This window comes from Mesorhizobium sp. M0991, assembly GCF_040318915.1.
Taxonomy (GTDB): Bacteria; Pseudomonadota; Alphaproteobacteria; order Rhizobiales; family Rhizobiaceae; genus Mesorhizobium.
In genome coordinates this window covers 547745-572959 of the sequence record NZ_JAMYNE010000001.1, presented here as the reverse complement: position 1 = coordinate 572959, position 25215 = coordinate 547745, and the positions used below count along the sequence as shown (strand labels likewise).

At 63.9% G+C, this 25215-nt stretch carries 19 protein-coding genes; 6 read left to right on the top strand and 13 right to left on the bottom strand.

Features of this window, described 5'->3' with window-relative positions:
* Positions 1–46: 46 nt before the first annotated feature.
* Both NKH70_RS02835 and NKH70_RS02830 read left to right on the top strand, forming a co-directional pair.
* Complete coding sequence (locus NKH70_RS02835) at positions 47–2080, top strand: aldo/keto reductase (RefSeq protein ID WP_352977033.1); 2034 nt, start codon at positions 47–49, stop codon at positions 2078–2080.
* A 137-nt stretch (positions 2081–2217) separates the two neighbouring features.
* Entirely contained in the window at positions 2218–4017 is a 1800-nt protein-coding gene (locus NKH70_RS02830; protein WP_352977032.1) for an NAD(P)-binding domain-containing protein, read from the top strand.
* Positions 4018–4151: 134 nt separating this feature from the next.
* Here NKH70_RS02830 and NKH70_RS02825 read toward each other — a convergent pair whose 3' ends face one another.
* From NKH70_RS02825 to NKH70_RS02815, 3 genes are all read right to left on the bottom strand, one after another.
* Positions 4152–5381: an amidohydrolase/deacetylase family metallohydrolase gene (locus tag NKH70_RS02825; protein ID WP_352913084.1), complete on the bottom strand. Its 1230-nt coding sequence runs from the start codon at positions 5379–5381 to the stop codon at positions 4152–4154.
* A 22-nt stretch (positions 5382–5403) separates the two neighbouring features.
* Entirely contained in the window at positions 5404–5769 is a 366-nt protein-coding gene (locus NKH70_RS02820; RefSeq protein ID WP_353024799.1) for a RidA family protein, read from the bottom strand.
* 193 nt (positions 5770–5962) lie between these two features.
* Positions 5963–6391, bottom strand: coding sequence for an Lrp/AsnC family transcriptional regulator (locus tag NKH70_RS02815; protein WP_352913086.1), 429 nt, complete (start codon positions 6389–6391; stop codon positions 5963–5965).
* Between the two features lie 123 nt (positions 6392–6514).
* Between NKH70_RS02815 and NKH70_RS02810 the strand changes: the two genes are divergently transcribed.
* A complete protein-coding gene (locus tag NKH70_RS02810) occupies positions 6515–7618 on the top strand; it encodes a saccharopine dehydrogenase family protein (RefSeq protein ID WP_352913088.1) in 1104 nt (367 codons plus the stop codon).
* 166 nt (positions 7619–7784) lie between these two features.
* On the opposite strand, the gene lpdA is transcribed toward NKH70_RS02810, so the two are convergent.
* From lpdA to NKH70_RS02790, 4 genes are all read right to left on the bottom strand, one after another.
* Positions 7785–9179 (bottom strand): dihydrolipoyl dehydrogenase, encoded by a 1395-nt coding sequence (gene lpdA / locus NKH70_RS02805; protein WP_352977075.1) that lies wholly within the window; start codon positions 9177–9179, stop codon positions 7785–7787.
* 239 nt (positions 9180–9418) lie between these two features.
* Complete coding sequence (locus tag NKH70_RS02800) at positions 9419–10786, bottom strand: dihydrolipoamide acetyltransferase family protein (RefSeq protein WP_352977030.1); 1368 nt, start codon at positions 10784–10786, stop codon at positions 9419–9421.
* 11 nt (positions 10787–10797) lie between these two features.
* Positions 10798–11811, bottom strand: coding sequence for an alpha-ketoacid dehydrogenase subunit beta (locus NKH70_RS02795; protein WP_292665092.1), 1014 nt, complete (start codon positions 11809–11811; stop codon positions 10798–10800).
* 2 nt (positions 11812–11813) lie between these two features.
* Entirely contained in the window at positions 11814–13046 is a 1233-nt protein-coding gene (locus tag NKH70_RS02790) for a 3-methyl-2-oxobutanoate dehydrogenase (2-methylpropanoyl-transferring) subunit alpha (protein ID WP_352466549.1), read from the bottom strand.
* Between the two features lie 149 nt (positions 13047–13195).
* Between NKH70_RS02790 and NKH70_RS02785 the strand changes: the two genes are divergently transcribed.
* Together NKH70_RS02785 and holA are read left to right on the top strand one after the other, a co-directional pair.
* The gene (locus NKH70_RS02785; RefSeq protein ID WP_352977029.1) at positions 13196–14290 is read left to right on the top strand and encodes a hypothetical protein; all 1095 of its coding nucleotides are present in this window, start codon (positions 13196–13198) and stop codon (positions 14288–14290) included.
* A 52-nt stretch (positions 14291–14342) separates the two neighbouring features.
* The gene (holA, locus tag NKH70_RS02780; protein ID WP_352913093.1) at positions 14343–15389 is read left to right on the top strand and encodes a DNA polymerase III subunit delta; all 1047 of its coding nucleotides are present in this window, start codon (positions 14343–14345) and stop codon (positions 15387–15389) included.
* A gap of 238 nt (positions 15390–15627) precedes the next feature.
* Here the strand turns inward: holA and NKH70_RS02775 are convergent, their stop codons facing one another.
* The 5 genes from NKH70_RS02775 to mnmE form a co-directional block, all read right to left on the bottom strand.
* Positions 15628–16509: a ParB/RepB/Spo0J family partition protein gene (locus NKH70_RS02775; protein ID WP_352913094.1), complete on the bottom strand. Its 882-nt coding sequence runs from the start codon at positions 16507–16509 to the stop codon at positions 15628–15630.
* A gap of 41 nt (positions 16510–16550) precedes the next feature.
* Positions 16551–17351: a ParA family protein gene (locus NKH70_RS02770; RefSeq protein WP_352913096.1), complete on the bottom strand. Its 801-nt coding sequence runs from the start codon at positions 17349–17351 to the stop codon at positions 16551–16553.
* Positions 17352–17384: 33 nt separating this feature from the next.
* Positions 17385–18026: a 16S rRNA (guanine(527)-N(7))-methyltransferase RsmG gene (gene rsmG / locus NKH70_RS02765; RefSeq protein ID WP_352913098.1), complete on the bottom strand. Its 642-nt coding sequence runs from the start codon at positions 18024–18026 to the stop codon at positions 17385–17387.
* Positions 18023–19912, bottom strand: coding sequence for a tRNA uridine-5-carboxymethylaminomethyl(34) synthesis enzyme MnmG (gene mnmG, locus NKH70_RS02760; RefSeq protein WP_352913100.1), 1890 nt, complete (start codon positions 19910–19912; stop codon positions 18023–18025). The genes rsmG and mnmG overlap by 4 nt, the downstream gene beginning before the upstream one ends.
* 339 nt (positions 19913–20251) lie before the next feature.
* Positions 20252–21580, bottom strand: coding sequence for a tRNA uridine-5-carboxymethylaminomethyl(34) synthesis GTPase MnmE (gene mnmE / locus NKH70_RS02755; protein ID WP_352977028.1), 1329 nt, complete (start codon positions 21578–21580; stop codon positions 20252–20254).
* Between the two features lie 60 nt (positions 21581–21640).
* Here mnmE and NKH70_RS02750 point away from each other — a divergent pair, with 60 nt between their 5' ends.
* Positions 21641–23659: a thioredoxin domain-containing protein gene (locus NKH70_RS02750; RefSeq protein ID WP_352913103.1), complete on the top strand. Its 2019-nt coding sequence runs from the start codon at positions 21641–21643 to the stop codon at positions 23657–23659.
* A 183-nt stretch (positions 23660–23842) separates the two neighbouring features.
* On the opposite strand, the gene rho is transcribed toward NKH70_RS02750, so the two are convergent.
* Entirely contained in the window at positions 23843–25108 is a 1266-nt protein-coding gene (rho, locus tag NKH70_RS02745; protein WP_023675925.1) for a transcription termination factor Rho, read from the bottom strand.
* Between the last annotated feature and the right edge of the window lie 107 nt (positions 25109–25215).

Here is a 25215-nt window from a genome sequence, read left to right as displayed (position 1 = left end):
TTTTGTCCGATCGCGATTGCTCGCGGCCACCCCACGGAGATTTGACATGACTTCCAAACCAGAAAAAGTTCGCTGGGGCATTCTCGGGCCCGGCAACATCGCCAAGGCTTTTGCCGGCGGCGTCGCCCATTCGCGCACCGGCACATTGGTCGCCTTAGGGGCGCGCAATCCGGGCAAGGCCGGGCTCACCGAGGCTTTCCCCGGCGCCCGCATTCTCGACGGCTACGAGGCTTTGCTTGGCGACCCGGATGTCGACGCGATCTATATTTCGACGCCGCATCCAAGTCATGCCGAATGGGCGATCAAGGCGGCCGAGGCCGGAAAGCATGTGCTTTGCGAAAAGCCGCTTGGCCTGACCGCCTTCGAGGCCGACGCCATGATCCATGCCGCGCGCAAGGCCGGCACCTTTCTCGGCGAAGCCTTCATGTACCGGCTGCATCCGCAGACGGCCAAGCTGGTCGAGCTGATCAGGGCCGGCGCGATCGGCGACATCAAGATGATCAAATCCAGCTTCGGCTTCGCCATGCCGGGCTTCATGCCGGAGCACCGGCTTTACGCCAAGGATCTCGCCGGCGGCGGCATTCTCGATGTCGGCGGCTATCCCGTCTCGATGGCGCGGCTGATTGCCGGCGCCGAGGCCGGAAAGCCCTTCGCCGAGCCGGACAAAGTGGTGGGCACTGCGCATCTCGGCCAATCCGGCGTCGACGAATGGGCGTCGGCGCTGTTGCATTTTCCGGGCGGCATCGTCGCGGAAGTGTCCTGCAGCATCTCCCTCGCTCAAGACAATGTGTTGCGCATTCTTGGCAGCAAAGGCCGTATCGAGGTGGCGGATTTCTGGTATGCCGGCGGCCACCAAGGCGGCACCGGCGAAATTCGCATCATCCGTCCGGGTGATACCGAGGTGGTCGAGGTCAAGGAGGACGGCTGGCTTTACGCGTTCGAGGTCGACGCCGCCGGCGAGGCCATTCTCGGCGGGAAGCAGGAGTTCGCGTGGCCCGGCATGGGCTGGGCCGACAGTCTCGGCAATCTGCGCGTGCTCGACAAATGGCGAGCCGCAATCGGGCTCGAATACGACATCGAGAAACCGGCAAAGCGCGTCAACACGATCTCCGGACGGAAGATGCGCTCCGGCGGGACCGCCATTTCCAAGCGCAGCATTCCGGGCCTGCCGCGGCCCGCCTCGTGCCTGGCGCTCGGCTTCGAGGATTTTCGCACCTTTTCGTCGGGCGCCATCCTGCTCGACGCCTATTTCGAGGCCGGCGGCAATCTGTTCGACACCGCCTTCGTCTACGGTTCCGGCTATACCGAGACGCTGCTCGGCCAGTGGCTGAAGAACCGCGGCGTGCGCGAGCAATCGGTGGTCATCGGCAAGGGTGCGCACTCGCCGCTCTGCTATCCCGACGTCATCGGCAAGCAGCTCACCCAGTCGCTCGAGCGGCTGCAAACAGACCATATCGACGTCTATTTCATGCATCGCGACAATCCGGATGTGCCGGTCGACGAATTCGTCGATGCGATGGACCGCGAGGTCAAGGCCGGCCGCATTCGCGGTCCGTTCGGCGGCTCGAACTGGACGATGGAACGCATGGACGAGGCGATTGCCTATGCCGAGCGCACCGGCAAGCAGAAGCCCGGCGCGCTTTCCAACAATTTCTCATTGGCCGAGATGCTGGAGCCGATCTGGGCAGGCTGCGTCACCTCCTCCAGCGACGCGTGGAAGGCCTGGCTCACCGCCCGGCAGATGCCGAACTTCGCCTGGTCGAGCCAGGGCCGCGGCTTCTTCACCGACCGCGCCGGCCGCGACCGGCGCGACAACGAGGAGTTGGTCCGGGTCTGGTACTCGGACAAGAATTTCGGCCGTCGCGACCGTGCCATCGAGCTCGCCAAGCGGCTGGGCAAAAGCCCGATCCACGTCGCGCTCGCCTACGTCCTGGCGCAGCCCTTCCCGTCCGTCCCGCTGATCGGGCCGCGCTCCCTCGACGAATTGGAAGACAGCCTCCAGGCGCTCGACATCTCACTTTCGCCGGACGATCTTGCATGGCTGGATAGCGGTTCGGATCAGGCCCGCGCGCGGGCCTGACAGCAGCGGCAGTCGCTTCCTTACGCTGCGCCCTTAGCTTCCGGACTGTTTGCGCTGCCCTCACCCTCTCCCGCAAAGAACCGGGAAAGGCTAAGAATGAGGGCAGCGCCACCGTCTCTGGAAGTTAGGGAAGACAGATGCTCGACATCGCACCATCGAAACAGGCTACCAGCTGGCTCGGTTCCTTTGCCAGGGCGCTCGAAGCGGGCGACGTCGAGGCCGCAACCAGCCTGTTCGTCGAGGACTGCTACTGGCGCGATCTTTTGACCTTCACCTGGAACATCAAGACGATGGAAGGCCGCGCGGCAATCCGCGACATGCTTGAGGCGACGCTGGCAAACACGAGGCCTACTCAGTGGCAGCTCAGCGGCGAAGCGACTTCGGACGAAGGCACCATCGAGGCCTGGTTTTCTTTCGAGACGTCATCGGCATGGGGGCAAGGCATCATGCGCCTCAGGGACGGCAAATGCCGGACGCTGTTTACGGCAATGACCGATCTCAAGGGGTTTGAGGAGCGCAAGGGCCCGGCGCGACCACTGGGCGTCCGCCACAAGGCGGATCCGGAACGCGAAACCTGGCTGGAGGCGAGGCGCCGCGAGGCACGTGACCTCGGCGCCAGCCAGCAGCCCTACTGCCTGGTCATCGGCGGCGGCCAGGGCGGCATCATGCTGGGGGCGCGGCTCAGGCAATTGGGCGTGCCGGCCATCGTCATCGAGAAGAACGCCCAGGCCGGCGATTCCTGGCGCAATCGCTACCGCTCGCTCGTGCTGCACGACCCGGTCTGGTACGATCACCTGCCCTACATCCCGTTTCCCGAGAACTGGCCGGTGTTCACGCCCAAGGACAAGATGGGCGACTGGCTGGAGATGTATACGCGCGTCATGGAGCTCAACTACTGGACCTCCACGACATGCGTGAGCGCCTCCTACGACGAGACCGAAAAGGTCTGGACGGTCGAGCTCGACCGCGCCGGCGAGCGCATCTCACTGAACCCGAAGCACATCGTCTTTGCAACCGGTGCTTATGGCCCGCCCAGGAGCATCGACTTGCCGGGCGCCGAGGTCTTCCAGGGCGAGATCCTGCATTCCAGCCAGTATTCCAGCGGCGAGAAATTCCGCTGCAAAAAGGTCGCCGTCATCGGCGCGGCAAGTTCCGGCCATGACGTCAGCGTCGACCTCTGGGAGAGCGGCGCCGAGGTGACCATGGTCCAGCGCTCGCCGACGACGGTGGTCAAGTCGGACACGCTGATGGAGATCGGTTTCGAGATCTTTTCGGAAAAGGCGCTGGCCCGCGGCATCACCACTGAGAAGGCCGACATGATCGTCGCCTCGACGCCGTTCGCGCTACTGCCGCAAGGCCAGCGGGCGCTTTACGACATCATCAAGGCGCGAGACGCGGCCTTCTACGACCGCTTGCGCAGCGCCGGCTTCGCCATCGATTTCGGCGACGACGAGACCGGGCTCCTGATGAAGGCCTACCGCACCGGCTCGGGCTTCTACATCGACGTCGGCGCCTGCGATCTGATCATCGACGGCGAGATCGGCATCCGTAGCGGCGTCGGGATCAAGTCGCTGACGCCGACAGGCATCCTCTTCGACGACGGCACCGAACTGGCGGCCGACGCAATCATCGCCTGCACCGGCTATCTCTCGATGAACGAAACCGTGGCGGCGATCGTTTCGCGCGAAGTCGCCGACAAGGTCGGGCCGTGCTGGGGGATTGGCTCAGGCGTGGAAGGCGACCCGGGTCCGTGGCAAGGCGAATTGCGCAACATGTGGAAGACGACGGCGCAGCAAGCGCTGTGGTTCCACGGCGGCAATCTGGCGCTGTCCCGCTTCTATTCGAAGTACGTGGCGCTGCAGATCAAGGCGCGCATGGAAGGCGTTGCGACGCCGGTCTATGGAGCGCCGGGGCGAAGCTGTGATCTCCCCCCTTGAGGGGGAGATGGCCGGCAGGCCAGAGGGGGTCGCCGCGCGTCGAGCGCCAACCTCCATCCGTTGCAGGAAGGCGAGCCCGGTCGAACCGACCCCCTCTGTCGCCTTCGGCGACATCTCCCCCTCGAGGGGGGAGATCACCCACGCCCGAAATGCCGGCTCACAACATCGACATGCGTGTCGTGCGCATGCGCTTCGAAGCGCTCGGTTTCGCCGAGATCGTCCACCGCCTCGTTCGGCCACCAGCTGCCGCCGACCACGATGCCGTCCGAGACCAACCTTTGCTCGGCGACCAGCGTGGCGCCGACCGAATCGACAAAGGTGAAGCGGCCCGGACGCAGCCGCAGCACCGCGATGTCCCCGACCGCACCAACCGCAAGCCTGCCGAGATCGGGCCTGGCGATCGCCTCGGCCGGCCGCTGTGTTGCGGCGCGCAGCACTTCGACCAGCGGCATGGCGAGCGCCAGCAGCTTCGACATGCAGACCAGAATGTCGAAGGCGGGACCATCGACACAATAGAGATGCACGTCACTGCTGATCACGTCCGGCGCCAATCCTTCGCTCAGCATCGCTTTGGCCACTTCGAAATCGAACGAGCCCATGCCGTGGCCGATATCGAAGATGACGCCGCGCTCGCGCGCCAGCCGCATGTCCGGCCGCACCGCCCCCGAGGCGAAGACCGGCGCGTTGGGAAACGGCCGGAAGCAGTGGGTGAGGATGTCGCCCTTGCGCAGCCGCGGCAGCACTTCCGAGCGGCCGGGCGGCGGCTCGTCTATATGCGCCATCAGCGGCAGGCCGGCTTTGTCGGCGGCCTCGAGCGCGAGATCGACCGGCGCGATGCCGCTGGTGCCACCGGCGTGGCGACCCGAGCGAACCTTGACGCCGACAACCACGTCCGCGTGCTCGCGCGCCGCCGCCACCGTTTCCCGCGGTTCGCAGAGCCGGAGGTCGCTACACTCGCCGACCGCCACGGTCTGCGAGAAGCCGAAAATGCCGGCAAAGGAAATGTTCACATAGGCCAGGATGCGGACCTTCGAGCGCTCGATGACGTGGCGGCGAAAGCCGAGGAAATTGCCGGCGCCGGCACTTCCGGCATCGATGAAGGTGGTGGTGCCGCTCTTTGCGGCGAGCTGGTCGGCATCGACGCCGAGCGAGGTGCCGCCCCAATAGACATGGCTGTGCAGGTCGATCAGGCCCGGCGCGACGATGGAGCCCGTGGCGTCGATGACGCGCGCGGCACGTTCGAAGGGGATTTCGGCGTCGATCGCGGCGATACGGCCGTCGGCAATCGCCAGATCGCGTTGCGCGTCGAGGCCGGACGCCGGATCGATGAGGCGGCCGCCTTTTATCAGCAGATCGAATTGCATCGCGCCTGTCTCCGCTTGCCCGTCAGGCCGGCCTGTAGGCAACGGCCTCGACCTCGATCTTGATGTCGATCATCAGCCGCGACTCCACTGTCGTGCGCGCCGGCGGGTCTTTCGGGAAATGCCTGGCATAGACGGTGTTGAAAATGCCGAAATCGCGCGCGTCCTCCAGCCAGACCGTCGTCTTGACCACGTCGTCGAGGGTACAGCCGGCCAGCGCCAGTGCCCCCTTGACGTTCGACAGCACCTGCTCGGTCTGTTCGGCGATGCCGCCCTTGACCACCAGCCCGTCGCTGCCGACCGGTACCTGGCCTGAGACATAGACGAAATCGCCGACCCTGACCGCCGGAGACAACGGCACATGGGATTTTCCAAAACACTGCTTGGGCAAGAAGGCCTCCTGTCTAGGTTCTTTGGATGAACGCGCGATGCTGCGAGAGATAGGGGGCGGTTGCACGCCATCGATCCACATTTTGAAAGCCTATATCGCTTTGCTGCGGTAACGCCAGAACGATCACCGCCCTTGGTGATCCTTCGCGCCCCCCTCTGTCCCGCCAGCGTCTGGACCCGCGACACCAGCCGGCTCAGCGGTCGATCCGCGTCGACAGGATGATCGACGACGACGTGCGCTCGACCCCGTCCATGGCGCCGATCTGGTCGAGAAGAGTGTCGAGATCCCTGATCGACGGCGCCTCGACGATGACGATCATGTCGAAATTGCCGCTGACCGAGTGCAGCCTGCGAACCGGCGCCAGCGCCTGCAGGCTGCGCACCACCTTGTCGGCAAGCTTGGGGGTGACGGTGAGCAGGACATGCGCCCTGACCAGCCCCTGTTCGTAATCCGGCGAAAGCCTGACGCCGTAGCCGGCGATGATGCCGCGCTGTTCCAGCCGCTCGATCCGGCTTTGCACCGTCGTTCGTGAGACGCCGAGCCGCCGCGCCAGTTCGGCGGTCGAGGCGCGCGCATTGATGCGCAGCAGGGAAAGCAGCGCCTGGTCGGCATCGCTGAGCATTTCGACGAACCTTGTCGGCATATTGTGTAAAGAGAGACTGCGTTTAGTACAATCCTACGCTTCCTTTCGACAGGCAAGCTGCGATTCTAACCGTGAATTTAGCATTGGTGCGAGGGACCGGTCATGAAGGAAATCATTGTCGTCGGCGCCGGCAAGATCGGCTCGACCATTGCCGAGATGCTGGCTTCCACGGGCAACTACCATGTCACGCTCGTCGACCGCTCGGCGGCGCAGCTTGGCGCGGCCGAACTGCCTGAAACGGTCGAGACGCTGGAACTCGACATCGAGGCCGCCGGCACCCTCGAAGCGGCCTTGGCCGGCAAGTTCGCCGTGCTCAGCGCCGCGCCCTTCCATCTGACGACGCGCATCGCCGAGGCGGCGGCCAGCGCCGGGGTGCACTATCTCGATCTGACCGAGGACGTCGTCAGCACCAGGCGGGTCAAGGAGCTGGCGCGTTCCGGCAGCAGCGCCTTCATCCCGCAATGCGGGCTGGCGCCGGGCTTCATCTCGATCGTCGCCAACGATCTCGCCAGCCGCTTCGACACGCTGGAAAGCGTGCGCATGCGGGTCGGCGCTCTGCCGCAATACCCGTCGAATGCGCTGAACTACAACCTGACCTGGAGCACCGACGGCGTCATCAACGAATATTGCGAGCCTTGCGAGGCGATCGTCGAAGGCGAGCTGGTCGAAGTGCCGCCGCTCGAGGAGCGCGAGGAGTTCTCGCTCGACGGCGTCACCTACGAGGCGTTCAACACCTCGGGCGGGCTGGGCACGCTGGCCGAAACGCTGAAAGGCAAGGTGCGGACGCTGAACTACCGCACCATCCGCTATCCCGGCCATGCCGCGATCATGAAGGCGCTGCTCAACGATCTCGGCCTGCGCCACCGCCGCGACGTGCTGAAGGACATTTTCGAAAGCGCCCTGCCGGCGACGCTGCAGGACGTGGTCATCGTCTTCGTCACCGTCAGCGGCCGCAAGAACGGCCGTCTGCTGCAGGAAACCTACGCCAACAAGATCTACGCCAGGCGTGTCGGCGAAACGGTGCGCAGCGCCATCCAAATCACCACGGCGTCCGCCATCTGCGCCGTGCTCGACATGCTCGCCGACGGCACCTTGCCGGCAAAGGGCTTCATCAAGCAGGAGGACATCGCGCTCGACGCGTTTCTAGCCAACCGATTCGGCCGCGCCTATGCGCAGCACGAGATGGTTAGCCGGCTTGCGGGGTGAGCTGCGTAATCTCCCCTTGAGGGGGAGATGTCGCCGAAGGCGACAGAGGGGGTCGCCTCGCGTAAAGCGCTAACCTCCATCTGTCGCAAGGGACGTCGCATCCAGTCGAACCGACCCCCTCTGGCCTGCCGGCCATCTCCCCCTCAAGGGGGGAGATCACCTGCCCTCAGACGTGCACCGCCCGCCCCAGCGCCTTCAGCGCCGCCTCCTGAAAACCCTCGCCCTGTGTCGGATGGGCATGGATGGTGCCCGCAATGTCCTCCAGCGTCGCGCCCATCTCCAGCGCCAGCCCAAACGCCGTCGACAGTTCCGACACGCCCTGGCCGACCGCCTGGATGCCGAGCACCAGATGGTTGTCGGCGCGGGCAACGACCCGGACGAATCCGTCCTCGCCCAACTTCGTCATCGCCCGGCCATTGGCGGTGAAGGGAAACAGTCCGACCTTGATCTCGCCACTGGTCTTGGCCTCCTCCGGCGACAGGCCTGCGGTGACCAGCTCCGGATCGGTGAAGCAGACAGCCGGGATCGCTCGTCTGTCCCAGCTGCGCTTGTGGCCGGCGACGATCTCGGCGACCATTTCACCCTGCGCCATCGCCCGGTGCGCCAGCATCGGCTCGCCGGTGACGTCGCCAATGGCAAAGATGCCACGCATCGAGCTGCGGCACTGGTCATCGATGCGGATGAAGGGTCCGGCCATGTCGAGGTCGATCTGCTCCAACCCCCAGCCTTCGGTCACCGGCTTCCGACCGACCGTGACCAGGACCTTGTCGGCAGCAATCTTGCCGTTCTTGCCGCCATTCGTCTCGACCAGCAGCGCGTCGCGCTTAGTGGACAGCCCCTTGGCCTTGGCGTTCACGAGCACCTCGATGCCGAGTTCGGCCAGCCGCTTCACCACCGGCCGGGTCAGTTCCGCATCGTATTGCGCCAGCACGCGCGGCAACGCCTCGACCACGGTCACCTTGGCGCCCAGCTTGGCAAAGGCGATGCCGAGTTCCAGCCCGATATAGCCGCCGCCGACCACCGCCAGCCTCTCCGGAACTTCGCTCAGCGCCAGCGCCTCGGTCGACGAAATCACCGGCCCACCGAATGGCAGCGATGGCAGTTCGACCGGCGCCGAGCCGGTCGCGATCACCACCGTTTCGGCGCGGATCACCTGCATGCCGATCTCGGTCTCGACGGCAACGGTCTTGCCGTCGCGAAATGTCGTCCAGCCATGCACCGTCTTCACGCCCGCTTTCTTCAGCAGACCGGCGACACCGTTGTTCAGCCGGCTAACGATGCCATCTTTCCAGGCAATGGTCGCGGCGAGATCAAGCGATGGTGCTGCGACCGTTATGCCGAGTGGACTTTTGCCGCCGGCCATGTGCGAGAGCTTCTCGAACTCTTCGGCCGCATGGATCAGCGCCTTGGACGGGATGCAGCCGACATTGAGGCAAGTGCCGCCGGGCTTGCCGGCCTCGACAATCACCGTGTCGATGCCAAGTTGCCCGGCGCGGATGGCGCAGACATAGCCGCCGGGACCGGCGCCGATGACGAGCAGCTTGCAGGAGATTTCCTTCATCATGTCGCTCTAGCTCCTCGGCAAGCTGGAGGGACAGCACCCCCCTCTGCCCTGCCGGGCATCTCCCCCGCAAGGGGGGAGATCAGCAGCTTCGACGCCCCGCTTACTCCTGCGACATTGGAGATTGGCGAAGGCCGGGAAGGCAGCCAATCTCCCCCCTTGCGGGGGAGATGCCCGGTAGGGCAGAGGGGGGTGGGAAGGATCGCTACTGTTCTCATTCTGCGCTGCTGCCCATTACCTCAATCCACAAAAATCAGCGCCGGCGTCTCCAGCAACGCCTTGATCCGCTGGATGAACACCGCCGCGTCCCAGCCGTCGACGACGCGGTGGTCGAAGCTGGAGGACAGGTTCATCATCTTGCGCGGGATGAACTGGGTGCCATCCCATACCGGCCGCACCATCATCTTGTTGACGCCGACGATCGCCACTTCCGGGTGGTTGATCACGGGTGTCGTCGCCACGCCGCCCATGGCGCCGAGCGAGGTGATGGTGATGGTCGAGCCCGAGAGCTCGTCGCGCGTCGCCGTTCCGGACTTTGCCGCTTCGGCCAGCCTGACAACCTCGGCTGCGCAATCCCAGATGTCGCGCGCCTCGGCGTGCTTGACCACCGGCACCATCAGCCCCGAAGCCGTCTGCGCGGCGATGCCGATATGGACGCCGCCATGCTGGTGGACGATGCCGGCTTCGTCGTCGAACAGCGCGTTGACATTGGGCTGGTCGGCGATTGCCTTGACCATCGCCCGCATCAGGAACGGCAGCAGCGTCAGCTTCGGCCTGTCCCCGCCCGGCCGCTTCTCCTTGTTGAGCGCGGCGCGCAAATCCTCGAGCGCGGTGACGTCGATCTCCTCGACATAGGTGATGTGCGGGATGCGCGACTTGGCCAGCGTCATCTTTTCGGCGATCTTTCGCCTGAGCCCGACTATCTTGATGTCCTCGACCGCCTCGTTGCGGGCGAGGCCAAGGGCCTTCGCGAGCTGCGGTCCGCGTGCCAGGAACGCGTCGATGTCCTCGTGCTGGATACGGCCGGCCGGGCCGGTTCCCGGGACCTGCCGAAGGTCGATGCCGGCCTCTTTCGCCCTGAGGCGGACGGCCGGCGAGGCCAGTGGCTTTTCGCCCTCTGGGCGCGCCGCTCCGGACGTCGCAGTACCCCCACCCCTAACCCCTCCCCACAAGGGGGAGGGGGATTCTGTCCGCGCCACACCTGCGTTCCCGTTTCTTGGAGCAAGCTCAGGCGAGAGCGAGGGGCGCGGGGCATCGGCTTTGGCGGCCGTGACGCGTCCCCCTCCCCCTTGTGGGGTGGAGTCAGGGGTGGGGGTACGCTTGGCGCCCGCCTCAACGTCCCGTGGCGGCTTGACGTTACCCTCGCCCGCCACCTTCAACCTGACAATCGGTGAGCCGATCGCCACCGTGTCGCCGATCTCGGCGCCCAACCAGACGATTTCGCCATCGACGGGCGAAGGAATCTCGACCGTCGCCTTGTCGGTCATGACAGCGGCAAGCACGGCATCCTCGCGCACGAGATCGCCGACCTTGACCTGCCATTCGACGAGCTCGGCCTCGGCGACGCCTTCGCCGACATCGGGCAGCTTGATGACATATTCGCCCATCGTCTTCCCCCTTAGGCTTCCATCGTTTCGACGAGCGCGCGGCCTAGCCGGGCCGGACCGGGAAAATAGTCCCACTCCTGCGCATGCGGATAGGGCGTGTCCCAGCCGGTGACCCGCGCCACCGGCGCTTCCAGATGGTAGAAGCAGTTCTCCTGCACCAGCGCCGAAAGTTCGGCGCCGAAGCCGGATGTCAGCGTCGCCTCATGCACGATCACACAGCGCCCGGTCTTGTTGACCGAGGCGACGATCGTCTCGAGATCCAGCGGCAGCAGCGTCCTCAGATCGATGATCTCGGCATCGATGCCGGTCTCCTCGGCGGCCGCCTGGGCGACATAGACCATCGTGCCATAGGCAAGCACGGTGACCGCAGCGCCCGGCCGCCGGATCACGGCCTTGCCGAGCGGCACGGTGTAATGGCCATCGGCGACTTCGCCGAGCTCATGTTTCGACCATGGCGTTACCGGCCGCTCGTGATGACCATCGAAGGGGCCGTTGTAGAGCCGCTTCGGTTCCAGGAAGATCACCGGGTCGGGATCCTCGATCGCCGCGATCAGCAGGCCCTTGGCGTCGTGCGGATTGGACGGAACCACGACTTTCAGCCCAGAGACGTGGGTGAACAGCGCCTCCGGGCTCTGGCTGTGGGTCTGGCCGCCGAAGATACCGCCGCCGGTCGGCATTCTCACGACGATCGGGCAGGTGAAATCACCGTTCGACCGGTAGCGCAGCCGCGCCGCTTCCGAGACGATCTGGTCATAGGCCGGATAAACATAGTCGGCAAACTGCACCTCGACGCAAGGCTTCAGCCCGTAGGCCGCCATGCCGATCGCCGCGCCGACAATCCCGGATTCGCTGATCGGCGCATCGAAGCAGCGGCTCTTGCCGTATTTCGCCTGCAGGCCTTGCGTGCAGCGGAAAACGCCGCCGAAGAAACCGACATCCTCGCCGAACACGATGACGCGTTCGTCGCGCGCCATCGACACGTCCATGGCGTCGCGGATCGCCTCGATCATGGTCCGCCGCGGCATGGTCAGACCCCGGCCTGTTGGCGCTGGCGCCGGAGATGCGGCGGCATCTCGGCATAGACGCCCTCGAACATGTCGCGGGCCGAGGGCTTGCCGCCGGCATGCAGCGTGCCATGGCGCTCGGCCTCCCGCTGCGCCGAAATCACCGTGTCGAGGATTTCCGCCTCGGCCTGGGCGTGGCGTTCATCCGACCAGACGCCGCGCTGGATGAGATGGTTCTTCAGCCTGACGATCGGGTCGCCGAGCGGCCAGGCATCGGACTCTGCCTTCGGCCGGTAAGCGGACGGGTCGTCGGAGCTCGAATGGGCGCCGACGCGGTAGGTGACGTATTCGATCAGCGTCGGCCCGAGATTGCTGCGCGCCCGTTCCGCGGCCCATTTGGCCACCGCGTGGACGGCGAGATAGTCGTTGCCGTCGACGCGCAGCGACGGAATGCCGAAGCCGAGCCCGCGCGCGGCGAACGTGCCGGAGCCGCCGCGGGCGATGCCCTGGAACGTCGAAATCGCCCACTGGTTGTTGACGACATTGAGCACGACCGGCGCCTTGTAGGTCGAGGCGAAGACCAGCGCCGAATGGAAGTCGGACTCGGCGGTCGAGCCGTCGCCGATCCAGGCGGCGGCGATCTTTGAATCGTTGCTGATTGCCGAGGCCATCGCCCAGCCGACCGCCTGGATATACTGCGTCGCCAGATTGCCGGAGATCGAGAAGAAGCCGTGCTCCTTCGACGAATACATGATCGGCAATTGCCGCCCTTTCAGCGGATCGGCCTCGTTCGAATAGATCTGGTTCATCATCGTGACCATCGGGTAGCCGTCGGCGATGAGCAGGCCGGCCTGCCGATAGGTCGGAAAATTCATGTCGCCCCGCGACAGCGCCTTGCGGAAGGCGCAGCTCACCGCCTCTTCGCCGAGATGCTGCATGTAGAAAGAGGTCTTGCCCTGGCGCTGCGCCATCTGCATGCGCGCATCGAAGCTGCGCAGCGTCACCATATGACGTAGCCCCTCCAGCAGCTCTTCATCGGAAAGCAGGCCGGCCCATGGCCCGACGGCCTCGCCAGCGCGGTTCAGCACGCGAATGATCGAGAACGCCAGATCGCGGATGGTACGCGGATCGACGTCGATCTCGGGACGCGGCACTGAGCCGGCCTTGGGGATGGTCACGTCTGAAAAATCCGGCGTTCCGCCCGGCCGCACCTCCGGCTCCGGAACATGGAAACGCAACATTCCGGCATCGGCCATGATCTCGGTTCCTCCACTGTTGCCTGGCCAGGATATTTGCACATCCACGCCGCCAGACCAGTGCGAATTCGTCGGGGAAGCCTTCGGTCCTTCGGACCCGGCCGATGCAGCCTCCCGCGCACAAGATGAAGATATGTCTGCGAAATTTCTTGTCGATGTTGGACGGCAGCACGCAACTTAGCAGAAATTTGCCGACGATTGCCGCAACAGACGATATGTCCCGGGGTGAGCTTGCCTTTGACGAGCCCGCTTCCAGCGATTCAAGTTGCGCCCACCATCCAGGACCCTATCCTGACAGGATCGTTTTGAGAGAGGTGGGAATGCAAGGCAGATCGAGGGCCGTCGTCGCTTTGGCGATTGTAGCTTTTCTGGTTGGATCCGGTCGACCAACTTTCGCTCAGTCGGACGATTGCATCGGCACGTACCATCGCACGAGGGATGCTGCCTGCATTGACCGGCTCATCACAACCTTGGATCAAGCTCCGTCCGGCGCTGAAAACGGAACGATAACCGGTTTTTTCGCTGCATTGTTCGACGGCTCGCCGGAGATGCGACGAAAACTGCTGGATGGCGTGCCCTCCGATCGCGCGGCTGACCTTTATCTGGCCGCTCTGCACAAGGCTGGTCTCACGGACGAAGCGCGGCGTTTCGCGTCGAGCCGAAAGCTGGATGATGCAGCATCCGCCGGTGCCATCCCTTTGAAAACGTTGACACCTCTCTTTGTCCCGTTGGACAATGATCTGCTGCTTGGCGCCTATATGGCGACAGGAGACTTGTCCTACATAGATCATATTCTGGAAAATCTTCGAACCAGCCGTGACGGCATCGCGGCGGACGCAATCCGTATCGGCCTTGTTATGGGGAAATTCGGGGGTGTGGTGGCTCCAGGTCGCCCCGAGAATATCATGATTGTCGCTGCGTGCCGGAAATATGGGTGTCCCAAGAGCCAGGCATCAAAAGATATGATGCGTGTGATGACGGTGGCATCGGCTGTATGGGCTATACGGTCGCTGGCGAAGAATGACGTTGCAATCAAACAGGAACTCGATCGCTTTTTCCAAAACGACTCGCGTTTGGCCGCCATTTTCGCAAGAGAGCAGAACGCCTTCACAAATTATCTGGCCTCAGTGACTTTGTGGTCAGTCGAGAAAGACAAATCGCTTGACGCGGCAATGACGGACTACGAACGCCTCGGTGATGCCGATAGCTCGTTCAAGCCTGATAGTCCCGAGAACAAGAACTAGCAGGCCGGCGCCCGTGGTTCACCTCGCGCCCGCGTCATGCTAATCAGCGCCAATGGCACAGAAGAAAGCATACGAGGTCGATTCATGGCTCGCGAAGCCGGATCCGCGCGTCTCGATCGTGTTGCTTTACGGTCCCGATCGCGGGCTGGTTGCCGAGCGGGCAAAGGCCTTTGCCGGCAAGACCGGCCTGCCGCTTGACGATCCGTTCTCGGTGGTCAGGCTGGACGGTTCGGAGGTCGAACGCGACGAGGGCCGCCTGCTCGACGAGGCCCGCACCGTGCCGATGTTTTCGGAGCGGCGCCTGCTATGGGTGCGCAATGCCGGCGCCCAGAAGGCGCTTGCTGACGACGTCAAGGCGCTGACGTCGGAGCCCGCGCGGGATGCCATCATCCTCATCGAGGCCGGCGACCTGAAGAAGGGCGTCGGCCTGCGCGCCGTGGTGGAGGCGGCGGACAATGCCATGGCATTGCCTTGCTATGCCGATGAAGCCAGGGATATCGATACGGTCATCGACGACGAATTGCGCAAGGCCGGCATGTCGATGACACTGGAGGCGCGGCAGGCGCTGCGCCGCAATCTCGGCGGCGACCGGCTGGCCTCGCGCGGCGAGATCGAAAAGCTGGTGCTTTATGCGCATGGCCAGCCCGAAATCGGCCTCGATGACGTCAAGGCGACGTCTGGCGATGTCTCCGGCCTCTCCTTCGACGCGGCGGTCGACGCCCTGCTCGAAGGCAGGATCGCCGACTTCGACAGCGCCTTCACCCGCCATTGCCAGTCTGGCGGCCAGCCCTTCCTGGTGCTTTCATCGGCGATGCGGCAGTTGCAGGCGATCCAGGCCATGCGCGGCCAGATGGACGCCGGCGGCCGCAATGCCGCTTCGGTCGTTGCCGCGGCGCGCCCGCCGGTTTTTTTCTCGCGGCGCAAGCTGGTGGAGAAAGCCCTCGAACGGTGGAGCAGCGAAGGGCTCGGCCGCGCACTCAACCGTCTGCAGACGGCGATCCTGCAGACACGCCGGCGGCCGGATCTGTCGGTCGCGCTGGCACGCCAGGCGCTGCTCGGCATTGCCGTGGAGAGCGCAAGGCTGGCGCAGCGCACCTGATCTCCCCCCTTGAGGGGGAGATGTCGCCGAAGGCGACAGAGGGGGTCGCAGCGCGTGGAACACCAGCCCCTTCCGCGACGACAGACGACGTGGGCGCTTGATGTGAGACGACCCCTTCTGGCCTGCCGGCCATCTCCCCCTCAAGGGGGGAGATTAATTACTTCGACGATTTCGCCAATGACCGGCGCCTTAGAAAAAACGTTACTTGCCGGCTAAAGACCTCGACGTTTTGGCAACCCTACTCCCGCTTCAGCCTTCGGCAAAGCTCGTCGAGCTGCTCCAGCGTCCGATAGGCGACGCTGATCACGCCGCCGCGCTGGTTGTGCTCGATCGTGACGATCATGCCGATAGTATTGGTCATCAGCTTTTCCAGCGCCAGCGTGTCGGCATCCTTTTGCGGCGGGGGCGCAGGCTGGCGCTTTGCCGTCGGCGCGCCGACCGGCATCTGCGCCAAAGCTTCGGCCTGGCGCACCGAAAGCCCCTCGTCGATGATCCGCTTGGCAAGCCCGGCCGGGTCGTCGGCCGTCACCAGGGTGCGGGCATGGCCGGCCGAGAGCGCGCCGTCGACCAGCATGTCGCGAATGACGTCGGGCAGCTTGAGCAGTCTCAGTGTATTGGCGACATGGCTGCGGCTCTTGCCGATCACCTGGCCGAGATCGGCCTGCGTATAGCCGTGGTCGTCGATCAGCTGCTGGTAGCCCAATGCTTCCTCGACCGGGTTGAGGTCGGTGCGCTGGACGTTTTCGATGATCGCAAGCTCTAGCGCCGTGCGATCGTTGACGTCGCGTACGATGATCGGGATTTCGGTCAGCCCGGCGCGTTGCGCCGCACGCCAGCGACGCTCGCCGGCGATGATCTCGTAGCGGCCTGTTTGGGTTTTCGACGGCCGCGCCACCACCGGCTGCACCACGCCATGCTCGCGGATCGACTGGGCGAGGTCGGTCAGGTCGGCGTCGCCAAAATGCCGGCGCGGGTTCTTCGGGTTGGGGCTGAGGAACTCGATCGGCACCTTGCCGTCGGCCGTCAGCCCGGGCTTTTCCGGAGCCGCCGGGCGATCGATTTCGCCGATCAGCGCCGCCAGTCCCCGTCCCAATCTTTTTCTCGAAGGGTCTTCGTTCATCGTCCGTCCAGATCGTTTCGGTATCGAATTCGGCTTATCGTTCAGGCGGCCCGCAATTTGCGCTCGCGACGGATCACTTCCGAAGCAAGCTGCAGATAGGCCTGGCTGCCCGAGCATTTGAGGTCGTAGAGAATCGCCGGCTTGCCATAGGACGGCGCCTCGGAAACACGGACATTGCGCGGGATGACGGTCTGGTAGACCTTGTCGCCCATATGCGCCCGGACATCCTGCACCACCTGGTTGGCGAGATTGTTGCGCCCGTCGAACATGGTCAGCACGATGCCCTGGATCGTCAGGTCGGGGTTGATCGAACGGCGCACCTGCTCGACCGTCTCCAAAAGCTGGCTCAGGCCCTCCAGCGCGAAAAACTCGCACTGCAGCGGCACCAGCACCGAATCGGCCGCAGCCATCGAATTCAGTGTCAACAGGTTGAGCGAGGGCGGGCAGTCGATCAGCACATAGCCGAATTTGGCCGAGCGCTCGGCCGAAGCCCGTAGCGCGTTGCGCAGCCGCAGAACCCGATCCGGCGCCGAGGCGATTTCCATCTCGATGCCGAGCAGGTCGAGCGTCGACGGCACGATCGACAGGCCTGGCACCGCCGTCGGGATCGCGGCTGCTTCGAGATCGAGCTCGCCGGTCAGCACATCATAGGAGGATACGGTGCGGTCGCGCCGGTCGATGCCAAGCCCGGTGCTGGCATTGCCCTGCGGGTCGAGATCGACGATCAGCACCTGTTCGCCTATGGCTGCCAGCGCGGTGGCCAGATTGATGGCGGTTGTCGTCTTGCCGACGCCGCCCTTCTGGTTGGCGACGGTGATGATTCGGGGGCCGTTCTTCATCATGGGTCTATGCCAGAAATTCATTTGGGTCGCCGGTCACAAGCCAGGGAGCTGTCGCAAGTCGGATACTTCGAGAATGACGCCCTGCGCGTCGGTTGCACTGGCATGTTCTACCAGATCGAAAGACCATCGTTGAGCGCTTTCTGCCACTTCGGCGCGGTAATCCCGGCCTTTGTGAAACAGGCCGCGTGCGCCCTTCGTCAGCCATGGGGCAGCCAGGTCGAGCAAGGCCGGCAGCGAAGCAAGCGCCCTGGCCGTGACGATTTGCGGTGCAGGAACAAGACGATAGCTGTCGTCTATGCGTCGCGCGATGACCTTGGCGGGCAGGCTGAACTGGCCGACGACCGCTTGCTGGAACGATGCTTTTTTGCGGTTGCTTTCAACCAGGTCGATGCCGGCGCCTTCCCGCTCGACCAGCAGAAAGGCCAGCACGAGGCCGGGAAACCCGCCGCCGGAGCCGAGATCGACCCAGCGCTTCGCCTCTGGTTTGATTCGCGCCAGCTGCGCGCTGTCGAGGATGTGGCGGCCCCAGACATCGTCCTGCGTCGATTGCGCGGCCAGATTGATCCGGCGATTCCATTTCTGAAAGACGGCCTCGAACTCGACCAGACGATCGAATGTTTCACGTGAAACCGGGCCCGCTGCCGCTTGCAGGTTTGCCCAGGACGCAGCGCTCACGCGACCTGCTTTCGCGCGGCCGCCTCGGCATTGCGCACATGCGCGACAATAATCGCCAGCGCCGCCGGCGTCATGCCTTCCATGCGTTGCGCGTCGGCAATGGAGCGAGGCTGGCGTGCCAGCATCTTCTGCTTCAACTCGTTCGACAGGCCGGGAACAGAAGCAAAGTCGAGCGACTCGGGAATAAGCCGGCTCTCCTCATGCCTGATCTGCGCTACGTCGGCCTGCTGGCGGTCGAGATAGACAGAATATTTGGCTTCCGTTTCAAGACGTTCGGCCGTTTTGACGTCGATCGCCGCGAACGCTGGTTCGATGCGGGCCAGCCAGGCGATATCGACACCGGGATGGGCCAGCAACTCATATGCCGAGCGACGGACGCCGTCCCGATTGATCTCGAGCCCATGGCGCGCCGCCTCATTGGGGGTCATCGTGATGCCGAGGGCGAGCTGTCGCACTTTCTCAAGGTCTTGCATGACATTGCTGAACCGCTGCATTCGCTCGGGCGAGGCGATCCCCAGTCTCATCGCCAGCGGCGTCAGCCGCTCATCGGCATTGTCGGCCCGCAACGACAGCCGGAACTCGGCCCGCGAGGTGAACATGCGGTACGGTTCGGCGATGCCGCGGCTGGTCAAATCGTCGACCATCACGCCGATATAGGCTTCGGTGCGGCTCAGCACGATTTCATCGCTCGCCGACGCCTTGCGCGCTGCATTCAAGCCGGCAAGCAACCCTTGCGCGCCGGCCTCCTCATAGCCGGTTGTGCCGTTGATCTGGCCGGCGAGGAAAAGCCCGCCTATCCGCCTGGTTTCCAACGTTGGCTTGAGCTCGCGCGGGTCGACATGGTCATATTCGATGGCATAGCCCGGCTGCAGCATGGTTGCCCGCTCCAGCCCCGGAATGGTCTTCAGGATGTCCAGTTGCACATCTTCCGGCAGCGAGGTCGAGATGCCGTTCGGGTAGACCGTGTCGTCGTCCAGCCCTTCCGGCTCCAGAAAAATCTGGTGGCCCTCGCGGTCGCCGAACTTGACGATCTTGTCTTCGATCGACGGGCAATAACGCGGCCCGACGCCTTCGATTGACCCCGAATACATGGCCGAGCGGCCGAGATTGGCGCGAATCAGCTCATGCGTGGCATTGGTCGTTCGGGTAATGCCGCAATGGATCTGCGGGTTTTGAATGCGCTCGGTGAGCAGCGAGAACGGCACGGGGTCTTCGTCCGCCGCCTGGCTCTCCAGTGACGCCCAATCGATCGTCCTGCCGTCCAGCCGCGGCGGCGTGCCGGTCTTCAGCCGCCCGAGCTTGAAGCCGGCGCGGCTCATCGTCGCCGACAGACCGATGCTCGCCTGCTCGTTCATGCGGCCGGCGACGATCTTCTTTTCGCCGATATGGATCAGCCCGCGCAAAAAAGTGCCGGTCGTCAGCACCACAGCGCCGCAGGCGAGCCGGCTTCCGTCCGCCAACAGCACCGCCGCGATGCGCCCATCGTCGATTTCCCCGTCATAGATTTCGAAATCCAGCACCTCGCCTTCGACAACCTCGAGACCGGTCTGTTGGCGAATCGCCGCTTGCATGGCGAGCCGATAGAGCTTTCTGTCGGCTTGCGTGCGGGGACCACGCACCGCCGGCCCTTTGCGGCGGTTGAGCAGCCGGAACTGGATGCCGGCCGCATCGGCGACGCGCCCCATCAGCCCGTCCATGGCATCGATCTCGCGAACAAGATGGCCCTTGCCGAGGCCGCCAATCGCCGGATTGCAGGACATCACACCGATCGTGTCGAAGCGCAGCGTCACCAGCGCCGTTCTGGCGCCAGCCCGCGCGGCAGCACTGGCCGCCTCGCACCCAGCATGGCCGCCGCCCACCACAACCACATCATAGTGATTGGTCATTTCAGAATCCCGAATTCAAGTGGACCGACACATGTCCCCGGAGGCACGCGCTGTCAAGGACAGGGGACTGTTCGTTTCACGTGAAACAATCCCATCTGCGTGGGTTGGGAGTTGTTTCACGTGAATCACGGCCCCGGTTCCTTCGCCAGAGGATCTGATTTTGTCCGACACTTTAGATTAGAAGAATGTCCGCGTTGGTTGCCAGCTTTACTTCACCGAAGCGAAGCGGACCACAGTCCCTGCGATCTGCAGCGCGAGGAACCTAGCAGACGTTGGAGGGGACAGCGCCAGCGTTCCGTCTCCATCGCTGTGTGCTCCTTCCCCAATGTTTCACGTGAGTCATTTCCCAATACAGAACTGCGAAAAAATCACATCGAGCATATCCTCCACATCGACCGCCCCAACGATTCGTCCGAGCCGATCCGCCGCCAGGCGCAGTTCCTCGGCCCGCAGCTCCTGCCCGCGCTCGCCCCCCGTGACAGCCGCAACCAGGAACCGTTTCGTCTCATTGAGCAGCTCGACGTGCCGCAGCCGAGACGGCAGGATATCGCCGGCCTTGCCGATCTGCGCTGCGGCACGACGCCCGATCTCGTCCAGCAGTTCGGCCAAACCCGTGCCGTCCCGCGTCGAGATAGCGAAATCATAGTGCGCCGAGGGCGAGGGCGATTTGGTCCCAAACAGGTCAATTTTTGTTCCGACCCTCAGCGCCGGCATGTCGCCCGGCAGCACACCGATCGCGACTGGCTCCGCCAGATCCTCCAGCAGCAACAGCAGATCCGCACTGTGCGCCTTGGTCCTGGCCTTCTCGATGCCGATCGCCTCGATCATGCCTGGCGCTTCGCGCAGACCGGCGGTGTCGGTTACCCTGACCCGCATCCCTTCAAGGTCCAGTACCACCTCGAGCAGGTCGCGGGTCGTGCCCGGCTCGTCGGTCACGATCGCCGCTTCGCGCCGCGCCAAGGCGTTGAACAGGCTGGATTTGCCGGCATTCGGCGCGCCGAGGATCACGACTTCGAACCCGTCGCGAATGATTTCGGCTGCGCGGAAGCCGGCGACATGGCGCTCTATTTCCTCGATCATCGCCCGGACATCCGACCAGACCGTATCGGCGACCGAGCCCGGCACGTCATCCTCGTCGGCAAAGTCGATCTCGGCCTCGATCATCGCGCGGGCGTGGATCAGCCGTCGGCGCCAGCCCAGATAGAGGTCGCTCTGCACGCCTTCGGCGTTGTGCACGGCAAAGCGCCGCTGCGCCTCTGTCTCGGCGTTGATGAGATCGGCCAGCGCCTCGGTCTCGACCAGGTCGAGCTTGCCGTTGAGAAAGGCGCGGCGGGTGAATTCGCCAGGCTCGGCATGCCTGACGCCATCGAAGGAGGCGATGGTTTCCAGCATCCTCGCCACGACAGCGCGCCCGCCATGCACATGGAACTCTGCAACGTCCTCGCCGGTAAAACTGTCGGGACCGGCAAAGAAGACGACCAGGCCGCTGTCCAGCACCGATCCGTCGGGCGCCCGGAGCTTGCGATAGGTGGCAACGCGGTTCGGCACCGTCGATCCGGCAATCGTTTCGATAGCGAATCGACTCTGCGATCCTGAAATCCGGATCACTGCAATGCCGGCCGGCAGGCGCCCGCTCGACAGCGCCACGATGGAGTCTTTTGAAATCATTTGCCCGCTCTGCCGAAGCGCCCTAGCTATGCCTGTTCAATCCGCCATCGAGTAGCGCCGTTGACATTGCCTGCACAAAACCTGCTCGCCGAAGAGGCCAGCCCCTATCTGCAGCAGCACAGCGGCAATCCGGTGCACTGGCGGCCATGGTCGCCCGCCGCTTTGGCCGAAGCAAAGGCGCTGCAGCGTCCGATCCTGCTCTCTGTCGGCTACGCCGCCTGCCACTGGTGCCACGTCATGGCGCATGAGAGCTTCGAGAACGACGACGTCGCCGCCGTCATGAACCGTCTCTTCGTCAATATCAAGGTCGACCGCGAGGAGCGCCCCGACATCGACCAGATCTACATGGCGGCGCTGTCCTCGATGGGCGAGCAGGGCGGCTGGCCGCTGACCATGTTCCTGACCCCGGACGGCAAGCCGTTCTGGGGCGGCACTTACTTTCCGCGCGAGGCCCGCTACGGCCGGCCGGGCTTCGTCCAGGTGCTGGAGGCGGTAGACAAGGCTTGGCGGGAGAAGAAAGAAAGCCTTAACCAAAGTGCCGACGGTTTGACTACGCATGTCGAGACGCGGCTGGCGGGCAGCCATGGCAAGGCCGTGCTCGACCGCGGCATGCTGGCAAAGCTCGCCAACGGCATTGACGGCATGATCGACCGCGATTTGGGCGGCCTGCGCGGCGCGCCGAAATTCCCCAACGCGCCGTTCATGCAGAGCCTCTGGCTGTCCTGGCTGCGCGACGGCGCAGCTTCCCACCGCGACGCCGTTCTCCTCAGCCTCGAAAAGATGCTGGCCGGCGGCATCTACGACCATATTGGCGGCGGTCTCAGCCGCTACTCGACCGACGCCGAATGGCTGGTGCCGCATTTCGAAAAAATGCTCTACGACAATGCCCAGCTCATCCGCTTGTGCAATTGGGCCTATGCGTCAACCGGCAAGGAATTGTTCCGGCTGCGAATCGAAGAGACGATTGCCTGGCTGTTGCGCGAAATGCGGGTCGAGGGCGGCGCTTTTGCCGCCAGCCTCGATGCCGATAGCGAGGGCGAGGAGGGGTTGTTCTACACCTGGAGCAGGGATGAGCTCGAAGCCGCCCTCCGCGACGATTCAGCCTTGTTTTTCAAATACTTCACGCTTGCCGGTCCGCATGGCTGGGAGGGCAAGCCGATCATTTGCCAGACTGATGCTCAACAGGCGCAAAGCGTCGTCGATCGTGCCCTTCTGGTTCCGCTCAAGCAAAGGCTGCTGGCGGCAAGGGAACAGCGCGTTCGGCCCGGGCGTGACGGCAAGGCCCTGACCGACTGGAACGGCTTGATGATCGCAGTCCTTGCCGAGGCCGGGCGGTCGCTTGGCCGATCCGACTGGATCGAAGTGGCGGCAGCGGCCTTTGCCGCAATTGCGGGCGCCGGACGTGATAATCGCCTGCCGCATTCGATGCTCGGCGCAAAGAGGCTGTTCCCGGCTCTATCGAGCGACTATGCCGCCATGGCCAATGCCGCCTTCTCGCTGTTCGAGGCGACAGGCAGTCCGGATTACATCGCCCAAGGCAGGAAATTCATTGAGCAACTCGATCTCTGGCACCGCGACAGCGACAAGACCGGCTACTATCTGACCGCGTCCGACAGCGGGGATGTGCCGATCCGCATCCGCGGCGATGTCGACGAAGCCATTCCTTCCGCTACCGGCCAGATCATCGAAGCCCTGGTCCGATTGTCGTCGCTTTCGGGCGATCTCGAACTCTGGGAGAAAGCCTGGACAGTCGCAGAGCACGCGGGCGGGCGGGCGGAGCACCAGGGCTACGGCCAGGCGGGAATAGTCAATGCCTGTGCCCTGGCGCTGGAGCCGCTGAAACTGGTGATCGTGGATAGACCGGAGAATCCAAGGCTTGTTCCGGTTGCGAATCGAAATCCAGACCCCCGTCGGGTGGACATCGTCGTGCCTGTTGGCTCGGCGACAAATCTGCCGGCCTTGCCAGGTGGCGTCCTGCCGCCAACGGCCGAGCCCGGCGCCTGGCTGTGCACCGGGCAGGTTTGCCTGCCGGTGATAATGGAAGCTGAAGAGCTGGAAGGGTTATTGCGGCGAAGATAGAATTCGTCATCCTATGGCGAAGCAAGGAGCGAAGCGACGCAGCGCAGACCATAGGATCCATGCCGTGACTTTCGCGCGCTGCAACGGCGCAGATTCTGCCCCGCTGCTTTCTCCGGTAGACCTCACGGCATGGATCCTCGGGTCAAGCCCGAGGATGACGAAGGCAACGGCCAGCCCGCAACCTTACGTATTCATCGAATCGAAGAAATCCGCGTTGGTCTTGGTCTGCTTGAGCTTGTCGATGAGGAACTCGATGGCGTCGGTCGTTCCCATAGGCGCCAGGATGCGGCGCAGCACGAAGATCTTCTGCAGGTCCTGGCGCGGAACCAGCAGGTCTTCCTTGCGGGTGCCGGACTTGAGGATGTCCATGGCCGGATAGATGCGCTTGTCCGCCACCTTGCGGTCGAGCACGATTTCCGAATTGCCGGTGCCTTTGAACTCTTCGAAGATGACCTCGTCCATGCGGCTGCCGGTATCGATTAGCGCCGTGGCGATGATGGTCAGTGAACCGCCTTCCTCGATATTGCGGGCAGCACCGAAGAAGCGCTTCGGCCGCTGCAGCGCGTTGGCGTCGACACCACCGGTCAGCACCTTGCCGGATGACGGCACGACGGTGTTGTAGGCGCGGCCTAGGCGGGTGATCGAATCCAGCAGGATGACGACGTCGCGGCCGTGCTCGACCAGGCGCTTGGCTTTTTCGATGACCATTTCGGCAACCTGGACGTGGCGCACCGCCGGCTCGTCGAAGGTCGAGGAGACAACCTCGCCCTTCACCGAGCGCTGCATGTCGGTGACTTCCTCCGGCCGCTCGTCGATCAGAAGCACGATCAGGTAGCATTCCGGATGGTTGGTGGTAATCGAATGGGCGATGTTCTGCAGCAGCACCGTCTTGCCGGTGCGCGGCTGCGCCACGATCAGCGCGCGCTGGCCCTTGCCGAGCGGCGCCACCAGGTCGATGACGCGCGCCGAAATGTCCTTGGAGGTCGGAACCTCCATTTCCATCTTCAGCCGCGAGGTCGGATAAAGCGGCGTCAGATTGTCGAAATGGATCTTGTGGCGGATTTTTTCCGGGTCGTCGAAATTGATCGTGTTGACCTTGAGCAGCGCGAAATAGCGCTCGCCCTCTTTCGGGCTGCGGATCGGGCCTTCGACCGTATCGCCGGTCTTCAGCGAGAACCGCCGGATCTGCGAGGGTGAAATATAGATGTCGTCGGGACCTGGCAAATAGTTGGCATTGGCAGAGCGCAGGAAACCAAAACCGTCCTGCAGCACTTCGACGACGCCGTCGCCGATGATCTCGATATCCTGGGTCGCCAGCCTCTTCAGGATCGCGAACATCAGCTCCTGCTTGCGCATGACGCTGGCGTTCTCGACCTCGAGCGATTCCGCATAAGCGATCAGCTCTGGTGGCTTCTTGTTCTTGAACTCTGTGAGTTTCATTTCTTGCATCATTAGACGGACTCTGAGTAAGCTTTGGGAAAAATATCGGCGGGATGCGACAAATGCCGGGCGCGGCCGAAGCGATAAATGGGCGGCGCATGACGGGAAGGAAGACC